The following is a 13,227-nucleotide window of genomic DNA, read 5'->3' as shown; positions in this document are numbered from 1 at the left end:
AGCCTAAATATAGAACTGGGTGGCTTCGCTTACTCGATACTCAGCTTTCTCAGTTGACCATCACGGGTGATCACGATATAGCCATCATCCGTTTGCACCGGGGCAACAGCGATCCCGTTACCTTCCAGTGATTGCTGCGCGACAAAATCGCCCGTTTGCGGGTCAAGCCAATGCAAGTAGCCTTGGCTGTCGCCGACCACCAGATAGCCGCCGCTTGCCGCGGGTGCCGTTAAGATACGGTACGCCAACTGTGTGTTGCGCCACTTCTCTAGGCCGTTGCGTGCATCTAACGCAACAATATTGTCTTTATCATCAATAAGATAAATACTATTGCCTGCTACGAGGAAGTCTTTAGCAGAGGAAAAATCCCGCTTCCACGCCGCTTTTCCGGAGCGCAAATCAATAGAGACTAATTGGCCATTATAGCCTACTGCATACAAACGGTCGCCATCGATCACTGGGGTCGCATCCACATCCACTAAGCGGTCGATTTCAGTCGCCCCTTTTGGTGTCGAGATAGGAATTTGCCAAATAGACCGTCCGGTTTCGATCATTGCCGCGCCTAGGCGTCCATTGGCCATCCCCCAGAATACGCCGCCGGAAATAGTCACCGGCGCACTTTCACCGCGTAGGCTCAAGTTCGGCACATCATTGGTGTTGTTCCACTGTGGCTCGCCCGATTCCGCGTCCAATGCCACTAACTCACCACGGCTGGTGTTAACGATCACCAACCCAGCTTCCACCAAAGGCTTGGCCAGCACTTCGCCATTCACGTTATGTTGCCAAACCCGCTCGCCGGTTTCCGCATCCAGTGCGTACACTTGACCCGTTTCGCCACCCACATACACTTTGCCGTATGAGGCGCTCAACCCGCCGGAGAGCAACGCCGGTGTCTCGTCTTGCACCGACTGTTGCCAGATAGATTCACCGCTTTCTAAATCAAACGCGGCGACTAAACCTTGTCGATCAGCCGCAAAGACTTTGTCATAGGCCACTGTGGGCTGAAGTGCGGAATAATACTGCCCGACACCGTCGCCCACTTGTGCTCGCCAATGCTGGGTTGAAGATATCTCATTGGTCACAGAAGGCAGTGGGGCCATTTGCACCACATCTTCTTCACCGGCACAGCCAGCCAGTACAGCCATGGTCGTGGCCATTGCAGCCATGCGCCATAATCGTTTTTTCATACCACGACCTTATTGACTCAGATTATCAAGCTTCATGTTAACGGTCGGGCTTTCCGCCGCCGCCAATGACGCTGCATACGCGTCTCGCGCTGCCTGCTTGTCGCCTTGACGAAGCAAGACGTCGCCGCGGATCTCTTCCACTTTCGCGGTCCAGCTCTGCGTGGTGACTTTGTCGAGTTCGCTCAATGCGGCTGAGTAATTGCCTAACTCCGCTTCAACGCGCGCTAGGCGTGTCGTCACCAACCCGTACAGCGCCTCGTCTTTCACGGCTTGCTGAGCGTTTTGCAATTGCTCACGGGCACTTTCCAGCTCCCCTTGCGCAACATGCTTTTGTGCCAGCTGCAATGCCGCCAAGGCACGATAACCTTCATGGCCTTCTAATTGGCTCAATGACACGGTATCGCCGCTTTCAATACCACTTAGCACTTGTTCGTATTGCTGCGAGGCTTGCTCTTGGTTGGTGAGCTGTTGTGACTGAAAATAACGCCAGCCATATAACGCCCCCAAACCGACAACGGCGCCGATCACGACCGCTTTACCGTTGTCTCGCCACCACTTCTTAATGGCTTCAACCTGCTGCTCTTCTGTGGTGTAGACGTCCACGTTCTGTCCTCTTAAATCAATGCTTTTAGTGACGCGGCGATCTCATCCTGATTCAGTGTTTGTTGCTCGCCGCCTTTCAAATCTTTTAACGCCACTGTGCCGTTGGCAACTTCATCCTCGCCTAGCACGAGCGCCACAGAGGCGCCGACTTTATCCGCGCGCTTAAACTGTTTCTTAAAGCTACCACCGCCAAAATGTGACATCACACGCAGTCCGGGCACCTGTTCGCGTAAGCGCTCCGCCAGTTTCATCCCAGCGATCATCGCGCCTTCACCCGCCGTGACCATGTACACATCCACCGCCGGGCGGACATCATCTTGGTTGAGGTTTTCCAGCATCAGAACCAAACGCTCTAATCCCATTGCAAACCCAACGGCAGGCGTCGCTTTCCCCCCGAGTTGCTCAACCAAGCCATCATAACGGCCACCACCGCACACCGTGCCTTGCGCACCCAAGCTATCGGTGATCCACTCAAACACGGTCCGGTTGTAGTAGTCGAGGCCACGTACCAAACGGTGGTTAACTTGGTATTCGATACCTGCCGCGTCCAAGAGTTCACACAAGAGGGCAAAATGCTGTTTTGATTCGTCATCCAGATAATCACCCAACTGAGGCGCATTAACCAATACAGCTTGGATGTCCGCATTTTTGGTATCGAGCACGCGCAATGGGTTGGTCTGCATTCGACGCTTGCTGTCTTCATCCAACACTGATTCGTGTTGCATCAAAAAGTCCACCAGCGCTTGACGATAGTTCGCACGCGCTTGTGGTGATCCGATTGAGTTAAGCTCCAATCGCACATGCTCAGCAATGCCCAGCTCACGCCACATACGTGCGGTCATCATGATAAGTTCCGCGTCCACGTCTGGGCCATTTAGGCCAAACACCTCTACGCCAAACTGATGAAACTGGCGATAACGACCTTTTTGTGGGCGCTCATGACGGAACATAGGCCCGGTGTACCACAGGCGGTGCTCTTGGTTGTACAGCAGACCGTTTTCGATCCCCGCTCGGACACAACCCGCGGTCCCTTCAGGACGCAAAGTGAGGCTGTCACCGTTGCGATCATCGAAGGTGTACATTTCTTTTTCGACAACGTCTGTCACTTCGCCAATCGCACGGCTAAACAAATGCGTTGCTTCCACAATAGGCATGCGAACTTCGCTATAGCCGTAAGCGCTCACTACCTTTTTAATCGTAGATTCGAGCTTTTGCCATAAAGGAGATTGAGACGGGAGGCAGTCATTCATGCCTCGAATTGCTTGAATTGTTTTAGCCACGTTAACTTCCGTTACCGACATGATAGAAAAGGGGAGAAGGCCGCCTAACGGCTTAGCCTTCTTGATCGATTTGTGACACCTTGATGCGGTTGCGTTCATCCATCATCGCCGCTTTGGCGCGGATTTTTGCCTCCAACTCATCCACCAAGTTGTCGTTATTAAAGCGCTCTTTTTGGCGTTTACCGTCGAGGTAATAAGCACTGCGCTTGTTACCCCCAGCCAAACCGAGGTGAGACGCTTCGGCTTCACCCGGGCCATTGACCACACAACCAATTACGGAGACATCCATTGGGGTCAGTATATCTTCCACGCGCTGCTCGAGCGCATTGACTGTACCAATCACATCAAACTCTTGACGCGAACAGCTCGGACACGCAATAAAATTGACGCCGCGCGAGCGAATGCGAAGTGATTTGAGAATATCGAAGCCCACTTTGATTTCTTCTACCGGATCGGCGGCGAGCGATACCCGCAAGGTATCACCAATGCCTTCCGCCAATAGCATTCCCAAACCAACGGATGACTTAACCGCACCAGCACGCGCGCCACCGGCCTCCGTAATGCCAAGGTGTAAAGGTTGATCAATCTGCTGCGCAAGTTTGCGATAAGACTCAACCGCCAAGAAGACATCTGACGCTTTGACGCTGACTTTAAATTGATCAAAGTTAAGACGGTCCAAGATATCGACATGACGCATGGCCGACTCGACCAAAGCATCGGGCGTTGGCTCCCCGTATTTTTCTTGCAGATCACGCTCAAGTGAGCCGCCATTCACACCAATACGGATTGGAATGTTTTTATCACGTGCGGCATCCACCACCGCCCGAATGCGCTCTTCTTTACCAATATTACCTGGGTTGATACGCAAACAATCGACACCATACTCCGCCACTTTTAATGCAATACGGTAGTCAAAGTGGATGTCTGCCACCAAAGGGATCGACGTTTGCGCTTTAATCTCTTTAAACGCTTCCGCCGCGTCCATGGTGGGTACTGACACCCGAACGATATCTGCACCCACCCCTTCTAGCGCTTTGATTTGCGCGACGGTGGCTGCCACATCTGTGGTTCGCGTGTTGGTCATAGATTGCACGGCAATCGGCGCGCCATCACCAATCGGCACATTGCCGACATTGATGCGCGTTGAGGGACGGCGTTTGATGGGAGTTTCGTTGTGCATATCGACGTTCTCTGATTACTGCGGAAGGCGCAACCGAGCCACTTGGCCAGTTGGGAAGCCATCAAGATCAATGTTGTCGCCATTAAAGGTGATTTTCACCACACTAGGGGCACCCAATACTAATTGATACGGGGTGTCGCCGGTTAAGGTCACTTGTTCACCCTCAGATTTTATCCCGGTTGCCAGTCGCTCACCATTGCCGTCTCGCACGTCTATCCAGCAATCTCCACTAAAGGTCATCACCAGACGGTTATTGACCGTGCTTGCGGGGGCTTCATCCTCAGGCGCTGCCGTTGGTTGTGCCTCTGGTGTTGTTTGCGTTGTCGCCTCGTCCGTTCGCGCCGACTCAACCGCAGTGGCCGATTCTGACGCCGTCGATGCTGATGGGCTCACCTCATCTGACACCGGCGCGTTCGCGGCATCTTGTACATCAGTGACCTGCGGCTCCGCCCCTTGTGAGGCCGCCGAATCTGTCATCGCAGGCTCGGCCATTGCCGGTGCATCGGCGGCAACCATCGCGCTATCTTGTGCTGATGGGGTCGTGACGAGCTCATCCGCTTGTTGGCTATCTAATTGTGTTGGCACGGACGTCATAGCCTGCTGATTCTGCCAATACCACACGCCAGTGATCCCGACCGCAATGGCAATAATCACCCAAGACAGCCACATTAATCGACTTTCGCTCTTTTGCCGCCGCGTTTTGCGCGAGAAGCTTTGCATTTTTTGTACGGTAGCCGCACTGCTCGCTTCCATATTACTATTACCCAAAAGCTGATCGGCGTCGATTTGCATCAGCTTGGCATAGGAGCGCAAATAGCCACGTGTAAACGTGGCCAATTGATCCATGTCTGGGTTGTTTTGTTCAAGATCCTCAATGACACTGACCCGCAACCGAAGTCGGTCAGCAACATCACGAACACTCCAGCCCATTTTCTCTCGCGCTTGCTTTAATACTTCCCCGGGCGCAGGTTGGGTATCAGATTGCGCTTGTTCTTCCGTCTGTTCAGTATTCATTCGCTAGGTACAATTGATATTCTTTGGATTCTGGAAACCGTTGCGCCAATCGCTGAGCGTCATGGGCAGCTCGCTCCGTGTAGCCTTGTTGCTGATAAGCTTTCACTAGCAATAACAGTCCGGCAGGCTGAACACCAACGCGTTGGTGGAGCCGCTTGATACGTGCGACGGCTGCTGCCTCTTGCCCAGTCTCTATCTCTAACTTGGCAAGTTGTAACCCCGCACGGACATTCAGTGGGTCGTGATCAGCCGCTTTGCTAAACAAGGCTTTTGCGCGTTCTACGTGGCCAGCTTTTAGCTGACAAAACGCCGCGTTTTCATAACTGTCTGACACACGATGATAATACGGTTGTACGACTGCTTGCAAAAATGCGTCATTTGCCGCGGCAAACCGCTGTTGTTCGCACAAGAAAACACCGTAATTGTTATATACATCGCCTTTTTCAGACGCTTGCGCTAACGCTTGTTGATATAAGCGATCCGCTTTGTCGTTTTCACCGACACGTTGTTGATAATACGCCATCGACAGCGAGGTGCGATAGTAGTTAGGTGCATATTGGCGCGCTTGCTGCAAGTTTTGCTGCGCTTGTTGATAGCGATCACTGTTTAGATAGCCTAATCCCAGTGCAATACGCGCCTCTGCGGCTTGAATCTTATCAAACTTGGGCTCACTGTGCTGCGAACTTGGCGTTGAACAGCCAACCAACGCCATCAACACGCCCACAACCCAAACCGTTTTTGTCATGCCATCCCCTTATCGCCATCTCATTTAGACGGGTCGAACAGGGATCACCTCCTGTGCGCCCAGTCGCTTCTCGGCACGCTTAGTTCGGTCGACAATGTCACCGGCTAGTTGGCCACACGCTGCGTCAATGTCATCGCCTCGTGTTTTACGTACCGTCACCGTAAAGTCGTATTCCATCAAGGTTTTCATAAACCTATCAATACGAGAATTACTCGGTTTGTTGAACGGTGATCCAGGATACGGGTTAAATGGGATCAGGTTAATCTTCGCTGGGGTGTCTTTTAATAGCTCTGCGAGTTGGCGCGCATGCTCCATGTAGTCATTGACATGATCCAGCAAGATATATTCTACCGTCACACGGCCGCGGTTGGCATTTGAGGTTGCAATATAACGGTGTACCGCATCCAAAAAGGCCTCGATATCCCAACGATCGTTAATTGGCATGATTTGGCTACGCAGCTCATCGTTCGGCGCATGCAGTGAGATGGCCAAGGCGACATCGATTTTGCCAATCATTTGCTCCAAGCCAGAGACCACGCCCGATGTCGACACGGTGACTCGGCGCTTAGATAAGCCATAAGCATTGTCGTCGAGCATCAAATTCAGAGAAGGGAGAAGGTTTTTCATGTTGAGCAGCGGCTCTCCCATGCCCATCATCACCACGTTAGTGATCGGACGACGGCCCGTCTCTTTCTCAATGCCGATCTCTTTCGACGCACGCCACACCTGCCCGATGATCTCAGACACACGCAAGTTGCGGTTAAAACCTTGTGCCCCGGTTGAGCAGAACTTGCAATCAAGCGCACAGCCTACCTGAGAGGAGACACACAGTGTCGCCCGGTCATCTTCGGGGATATATACGGTTTCCACGTCTTGACCGCCCACACGCATTGCCCATTTGATGGTGCCATCTTGGGAGTAATGCGCTTCACTGACTTCTGGGGCTTTAATTTCTGCCACCCGCTTGAGCTTCTCACGCAACTTCTTGTTGATGTTGTTCATTTCATCGAAGTCGTCGCAACCAAAGTGATACATCCACTTCATGACTTGGTCAGCACGGAAGGCTTTTTCGCCGAGCTCATCAGCGAAGTAGGCACGCAATCCTTGCCTGTCAAAATCAAGCAGATTAACTTTCTCTGTCGTCATTGGGGGTTGCCTCGTAAGAACTAGCTAGGTGGTAAGACTGAATCATCGCCTCACGCGTGCCGATGTCTTACCTTGATCATAGCCAAGATATCTCCTCGGGACGCGCTTAAGGCGCGAAATTGTACAGGCTTTAGATCACAGTTTCCACTCTCTAACAGCGGGGTTATTCAATGTGGTTGTCTGATTTCGATAGGCAGAAAAAAAGAGGCTGACGCCTCTTTTTGAAGATTAAAAAGCAGGTGCTTGATTTAGCAGCGAGGATGAATTTCATCCGCGGTAAAAAAGTACGCGATTTCGCGCTCTGCAGACGCAGGGCTATCAGAGCCATGCACTGAGTTATATTGCATGCTTTCCGCATAGTCAGCGCGCAATGTGCCACACGCTGCTTCTTCTGGGTTGGTTTTTCCCATCAACTCACGGTAGCGGCTGATCGCGCTCTCGCCTTCTAGTACTTGCACCATGATAGGGCCTGACGTCATGAACCCAACCAAGGATTCAAAGAAAGGCTTCCCTTGGTGCTCGGCATAAAATCCTTCTGCCTGCTCTTTGCTAAGATGGAGCATTTTCGCCGCCACGATACGCAAACCTGCACTTTCGATACGCTGATAAAGCGTGCCAATTAAATTACGCTCTACGGCATCAGGTTTAACGATAGAAAAAGTGCGTTCAATGGTCATTCGCTTGTCCTTTCACTGTCTGAATCTGGCCCGCTAGGGGCAACAACGCGCCTACCCTAGCAAATTTCCTCGCGTGTCCCTATGACCAATCGGGTGAAGCGTTAACTCACACAAAATTTTGTTAACCTTTCACCCAAGGTGTCACAGGTCTATTTCGCTTGGTCGAGCAATACACGCGCTAGGGTTTTCACACCCATACCGGTCGCGCCCACGGCCCATTTATCATTGGCGGCTTTGCGGTAAGTGCCAGAGCAATCGATGTGCATCCAGCCTTTTTGATAATCCTCAACAAAGTAGGAAAGGAACGCCGCCGCGGTGCTCGCACCTGGCATATACGCCCCCATGGATGCATTGGCAATATCCGCAAACGAGGAAGGCAGCAGCTGGCGATGGAACTCGGCCAATGGCAACGGCCACATGCCCTCGCCTTCTTTTTGTGCCGCGTCAAGCGTACGGTGTGCGAGCTCATCGTCGAAACTAAACAGCGCATGATAGTCATTACCCAACGCGGCTTTTGCCGATCCGGTGAGCGTGGCACAATCAATCAGAAGTTCAGGTTTTTGCTCACTGGCGTACATCAGGCCATCAGCGAGCACCAAGCGCCCTTCTGCATCGGTATTGAGCACTTCAACGGTCACGCCATTTTTGTACGTGATAATATCACCCAACTTGTAAGCACTGCTTGAGATCATGTTCTCGGCACAGCAGAGTACCAGTTTAACGCGTTTATTCAGCCCCTTGGCAATCGCCATCGCCAGCGCCCCGGTCGCTGTCGCTGAGCCGCCCATGTCCGCTTTCATGGTGGTCATAAAGTCGGAGCCTTTAATGCTGTAGCCCCCAGAATCAAAGGTGATCCCTTTCCCCACCAAACAGGCATACACAGGCGCGTCCGGATCGCCTGTAGGGTTATAGTCGAGTTGTAACATGGTTGGTTTGCGCGCCGAGCCACGACCGACGGTATAAATGCCATTCCAGCCTTTTTCTAACAGGTCGGTACCGGAAATGATTTTATAAGTGACCTGGTCGGGGGCCATGGACTTAACAAACTCCCCCGCACGCGCTACTAACTGATGTGGCCCAACTTCTTCTGCCGTTTGGTTGATAATATCGCGTACCCAGTCACCCACGGTCTGTCGAAGCTCGAACTCTTGCGTATCGGCATCGTTCAACACGGTCTGCGTAAAGGCGACCTTATTTTTGGGGCCACGAAGCCCTTGGTAGAACGCCCAGACTAATTCAAGATCCCAGTGTTCTCCTGTGAGTGTCAGCGCTGGCACACCTTGCCCTTCAAGCTTGCGCGCCGCTTGTTGCACCTTGTCTCGCGGGTTGGCATCGCTCGACACATGGATCACCGCGTTGTCAGCGTCAAAGGAGACCAGCGCGTTATCGCCCCACTGTGGCGCCGCCGGCTGATGCGACAGGATAACGTTTAATGAATCTGACATATTGCACTCCTTGTACTGTCTCGCTGCTTTTACTGTACAGCGTGTCTCACTGAGCCCTCAGACAAACGCCTGGACGCCTCAGCGATATGAAAAAAGCGAGCCCATTGGCCCGCTTTGAATGTATGTTTTATTGGCCACAGGTACTGTGCCGAGCCGGAGACGATAACACAAGTATTATCAATCACTCGCGAGAGCTAGCCCTCAGTCTCTCTCATCCATCCAGCACATGATGATCGCCTCGAGGATGCGCTCATTGGAACGCTCTGGGTCATCGTCAAAATCATCCAGTTCAGTGATCCACTGATGCAAATCAGTAAAACGAACCGTGGTTGGATCGACATCTGGGTAGGCGTCACAAAGCTCGATTGCAATATCGAGCGAGTCTGTCCATTTTAAGCTCATCTTGCTTCTCCGTCCGTTACAGCCTTGGATTAATGGTTTTCGGCTGCGTGATTCAAGGTATAGCGCGGGATCTCAACCACCAAATCTTCATCGGTAATTTTTGCTTGGCAACCCAAGCGTGACTCCGGCTCAAGCCCCCACGCTTTGTCGAGCATGTCATCTTCTAGCTCATCACTTTCGTCTAACGAGTCGAACCCTTCACGGATCACCACATGGCAGGTGGTACACGCACACGACTTTTCACACGCGTGTTCAATGCCAATGCCATTTTTCAACGCCACGTCGAGGACTGTTTCCCCTTCTTTCGCTTCCAATTCCGCACCTTCTGGGCATAACTCGTGGTGCGGCAGAACAATAATCTTAGGCATGATTACACCTCATCAATGGATTGGCCGGCCAACGCATGACGAATCGATTGATCCATGCGGCGTGCCGCAAAGGTCTGGCTGGCTTTGTCTAATGCTTTGATCCCGGCTTCAATGGCGGCGCCATCATCACCGTTGCGCAAGGCAATCAAGGCTTCTATTTCTTTCACCAAAGCTTGCTGCTCATCAGCGTTTAGCAGGTTATCCCCGTCTTCTTGCATGGCAACCAGCAAGCCTTCGATCACACGATCGGCTTCCACACGCTGCTCCGCCAAGTAGCGGGCATCTTTGTCTTCTTCCGCATGGGTAAATGACGATTTGATCATGGTGGCAATCTCATCATCACTCAAGCCATAAGAGGGCTTCACTTGGATAGACGCTTCCACTTCGGTGGATTTTTCCATCGCCGTCACGGACAACAAGCCATCAGCATCTACTTGATAGGTCACGCGAACATGGGCCGCCCCCGCCGTCATCGGTGGGATGCCTTTGAGGCTAAAACGTGCTAATGAGCGGCAATCGTCTACCATTTCACGCTCACCTTGTACCACATGCACTTTCATGCCGGTTTGGCCATCTTTAAACGTGGTGAATTCTTGCGCTTTTGCCACAGGAATGGTGGTGTTGCGTGGGATAATTTTCTCCACCAAACCGCCCATGGTTTCGATACCAAGAGAAAGCGGGATCACGTCCAACAGCAACATGTCAGAGTCTGGTTTGTTGCCCACCAAAATATCAGCTTGTGTCGCGGCGCCAACGGCAACCACTTTATCTGGATCGATGCTGGTCAGTGGCTCGCGACCGAAAAACGTACCAACCTGTTCACGCACGGCGGGAACACGGGTAGAACCGCCCACCATCACGACTTCCAGCACCTCATCGGCACTGACACCGGCATCTTTTAATGCGCGGCGGCATGACATCAAGGTTTTCTTAATAAGTGGAGCAACCAATTGATCGAACGTTTCACGGCTCAACTCGCCTTGCCACCCCAGCACATCGATGGACGCGCTGTCAGCAGAAGAAAGGGCAATTTTCGCCTGCGTGGCGGCGTGCAGCACGGTACGGCGCTGATCGCCACTGAGGGTATCAAACCCGGCTTGCTCACAGATCCATTGCTCGAGTAGATGGTCAAAGTCGTCTCCGCCCAATGCGGAATCGCCGCCGGTCGCCATGACCTCAAACACGCCCTGAGACAAGCGTAGAATCGAGATATCAAAGGTGCCGCCACCTAGGTCATAGACCGCAATCACCCCTTCTTGGCCCGAATCAAGGCCATAAGCAATCGCCGCAGCGGTAGGCTCGTTAAGCAAACGCAGCACGTTTAGGCCTGCCAGCTTAGCCGCATCTTTAGTCCCCGCACGTTGTGCGTCATCAAAATAGGCGGGTACGGTGATCACCACACCTTCAAGCGCGTCGCCCAAACTTTTTTCCGCACGTTCGCGAACGGTGCGTAAGATATCGGACGAGCCCTGCACTGGGTTAATCGCGCCACGGCGGGTTTCCACTTGTGGCAAGCCATTTTCGGTTTGTGAAAACTGATAAGGAAGTTGCGGATAACGGGCTTGCACATCGTCTAATGAACGCCCCATCATGCGTTTGACAGACACCAAGGTATTGGCGCTATCCGTTTGCACGTGTGGGAGGGCGTCATAGCCCACGGAAATGGCATCATCACCGTAATGGACCACAGAAGGGATCAGTGGTCGGTCTTGTTCGTCGTTCAAGGTGGTTGCGGTACCGCTTCGTACCGTGGCCACCAAGGTGTTGGTGGTACCCAAATCGATGCCGACCGCGTGCTTGTGCTCATGCGGCGCGGCACTTTGACCGGGCTCTGAAATTTGTAACAGTGCCATGTCTAATCCTTAAACTTTACTGCGTTGACAGGCGAAAGGGCGATCAACTCATCAGCTGATCTTCGACACGCTCCACTTCATGGCGAAGCTTTTCTGCGAACTTGAGTTTACGCACAATCACGGCGGCCTCTTGCCACTGTGACGCAGCCAATGCCTGTTTAACCTCTAGAATCAATGCGTCGTAGAGTGACTGGGCTTTTTCACCAAAATCAAACAGCGCCGCTTCATCTTGACTATCGGTAATCGACTCGAGCTCCTCACGCAACGTCATTTGCTGCATCAGGAACTCAGGATCCTGCATGGTTTGCTGTTCGTCTTTTAAGTCAATACCTTGCAACGTCAGCATATACTCAGCGCGTCGAACCGGATCTTTTAACGTCTGAAACGCGTCATTCACTTGCGATGCTTTCTGTACCGCCTGCAGACGGGTTTTCTCGTCTTGGCTAGCAACATTATCGGGATGGTACTGACGTTGTAATTCCCGAAACGTTGAAGAAAGCGAGCTACCGTCCAGCTCAAACTGATACGGTAGCTCGAAAAGTTCAAAATGATTCATGTGCTCTCACGGATTACACGTTGAAGCTTTCGCCACAACCACATTCACTACTCACGTTAGGGTTGTTGAATTGAAAACCTTCATTCAGGCCTTCTTTAACAAAATCCAGCTCTGTCCCCTCGAGATAGAGCAAGCTCTTACCATCGACGATTACCTTGACATCATCGTACTCAAAAACCTGATCGCCTTCTTGCAGCTCATCCGCAAATTCGAGTACATAGGCCATGCCTGAACACCCTGACGTTCTCACGCCCAGGCGCAAGCCAATGCCTTTGCCACGGTTATTGAGAAACGCTCTGACGCGATCTGCTGCCGCCTGTGTCATGGTAATAGCCATATATCAACAACCCCTTCGTTTTACTGCTGGTGTTTTTTCTTGTAATCACTGACCGCCGCTTTAATGGCGTCTTCCGCCAAGATAGAGCAGTGCACCTTGACGGGTGGTAGCTCTAATTCTTCTGCGATCTCAGAGTTTTTGATCGCAGCAGCGTCGTCAATCGAGCGGCCTTTCACCCACTCGGTAACCAGTGAGCTCGAGGCAATCGCCGAGCCGCAGCCGTATGTTTTAAACTTAGCGTCTTCGATGATGCCTTCATCATTCACCTTGATTTGTAGTTTCATGACGTCGCCACATGCAGGGGCACCAACCATGCCATTGCCAACCGATGGGTCGCCTTTCTCAAACGAGCCAACGTTACGTGGGTTTTCGTAGTGGTCAATTACTTTATCGCTGTAAGCCATAATCGTTTCCTCAATATGATTGCTCACTGT

Annotated in this window: 15 protein-coding genes; all 15 read right to left on the bottom strand. The window is 52.2% G+C overall.

Going from position 1 to position 13,227, the window contains the following annotated elements:
- Positions 1-29 precede the first annotated feature (29 nt).
- The 15 genes from bamB to iscU all read right to left on the bottom strand — a co-directional run bounded on the left by bamB (position 30) and on the right by iscU (position 13,197).
- Positions 30-1,187: an outer membrane protein assembly factor BamB gene (gene bamB / locus BZG73_RS05130; RefSeq protein ID WP_077667759.1), complete on the bottom strand. Its 1,158-nt coding sequence runs from the start codon at positions 1,185-1,187 to the stop codon at positions 30-32.
- A gap of 9 nt (positions 1,188-1,196) precedes the next feature.
- Entirely contained in the window at positions 1,197-1,790 is a 594-nt protein-coding gene (locus BZG73_RS05125; RefSeq protein ID WP_077667758.1) for a YfgM family protein, read from the bottom strand.
- 11 nt (positions 1,791-1,801) lie between these two features.
- Positions 1,802-3,070, bottom strand: a complete 1,269-nt coding sequence (gene hisS, locus BZG73_RS05120) for a histidine--tRNA ligase (protein WP_046075050.1) — start codon at positions 3,068-3,070, stop codon at positions 1,802-1,804.
- A gap of 52 nt (positions 3,071-3,122) precedes the next feature.
- Positions 3,123-4,250, bottom strand: coding sequence for a flavodoxin-dependent (E)-4-hydroxy-3-methylbut-2-enyl-diphosphate synthase (ispG, locus tag BZG73_RS05115; RefSeq protein ID WP_077579552.1), 1,128 nt, complete (start codon positions 4,248-4,250; stop codon positions 3,123-3,125).
- 15 nt (positions 4,251-4,265) lie between these two features.
- Complete coding sequence (gene rodZ, locus BZG73_RS05110) at positions 4,266-5,264, bottom strand: cytoskeleton protein RodZ (RefSeq protein ID WP_077667757.1); 999 nt, start codon at positions 5,262-5,264, stop codon at positions 4,266-4,268.
- A complete protein-coding gene (pilW, locus tag BZG73_RS05105; protein ID WP_077606522.1) occupies positions 5,254-6,009 on the bottom strand; it encodes a type IV pilus biogenesis/stability protein PilW in 756 nt (251 codons plus the stop codon). Before pilW ends, rodZ begins: the two co-directional genes overlap by 11 nt.
- 24 nt (positions 6,010-6,033) lie before the next feature.
- A complete protein-coding gene (locus tag BZG73_RS05100) occupies positions 6,034-7,155 on the bottom strand; it encodes a bifunctional tRNA (adenosine(37)-C2)-methyltransferase TrmG/ribosomal RNA large subunit methyltransferase RlmN (protein WP_046075001.1) in 1,122 nt (373 codons plus the stop codon).
- Positions 7,156-7,403: 248 nt separating this feature from the next.
- A complete protein-coding gene (gene ndk / locus BZG73_RS05095) occupies positions 7,404-7,832 on the bottom strand; it encodes a nucleoside-diphosphate kinase (RefSeq protein WP_077579555.1) in 429 nt (142 codons plus the stop codon).
- Positions 7,833-7,981: 149 nt separating this feature from the next.
- Positions 7,982-9,277, bottom strand: coding sequence for an aminopeptidase PepB (pepB, locus tag BZG73_RS05090; protein WP_077606520.1), 1,296 nt, complete (start codon positions 9,275-9,277; stop codon positions 7,982-7,984).
- A 201-nt stretch (positions 9,278-9,478) separates the two neighbouring features.
- Complete coding sequence (gene iscX / locus BZG73_RS05085; RefSeq protein ID WP_046075004.1) at positions 9,479-9,679, bottom strand: Fe-S cluster assembly protein IscX; 201 nt, start codon at positions 9,677-9,679, stop codon at positions 9,479-9,481.
- Positions 9,680-9,708: 29 nt separating this feature from the next.
- Positions 9,709-10,047 carry an ISC system 2Fe-2S type ferredoxin gene (gene fdx, locus BZG73_RS05080; protein ID WP_046075005.1) on the bottom strand — a complete coding sequence of 113 codons (339 nt, stop codon included), beginning with the start codon at positions 10,045-10,047 and terminating at the stop codon, positions 9,709-9,711.
- Between the two features lie 2 nt (positions 10,048-10,049).
- The gene (hscA, locus tag BZG73_RS05075) at positions 10,050-11,900 is read right to left on the bottom strand and encodes a Fe-S protein assembly chaperone HscA (RefSeq protein ID WP_077667756.1); all 1,851 of its coding nucleotides are present in this window, start codon (positions 11,898-11,900) and stop codon (positions 10,050-10,052) included.
- 43 nt (positions 11,901-11,943) lie between these two features.
- Positions 11,944-12,456, bottom strand: a complete 513-nt coding sequence (gene hscB / locus BZG73_RS05070) for a co-chaperone HscB (protein ID WP_046075007.1) — start codon at positions 12,454-12,456, stop codon at positions 11,944-11,946.
- A 13-nt stretch (positions 12,457-12,469) separates the two neighbouring features.
- Positions 12,470-12,793, bottom strand: coding sequence for an iron-sulfur cluster assembly protein IscA (gene iscA, locus BZG73_RS05065; RefSeq protein ID WP_046075008.1), 324 nt, complete (start codon positions 12,791-12,793; stop codon positions 12,470-12,472).
- A 20-nt stretch (positions 12,794-12,813) separates the two neighbouring features.
- Positions 12,814-13,197 (bottom strand): Fe-S cluster assembly scaffold IscU, encoded by a 384-nt coding sequence (gene iscU / locus BZG73_RS05060; RefSeq protein WP_046075009.1) that lies wholly within the window; start codon positions 13,195-13,197, stop codon positions 12,814-12,816.
- Between the last annotated feature and the right edge of the window lie 30 nt (positions 13,198-13,227).

The organism is Salinivibrio siamensis (assembly GCF_001996005.1).
GTDB classification, from domain to species: Bacteria; Pseudomonadota; Gammaproteobacteria; order Enterobacterales; family Vibrionaceae; genus Salinivibrio; species Salinivibrio siamensis.
This window is presented reverse-complemented; position numbering and strand designations above follow the sequence as displayed.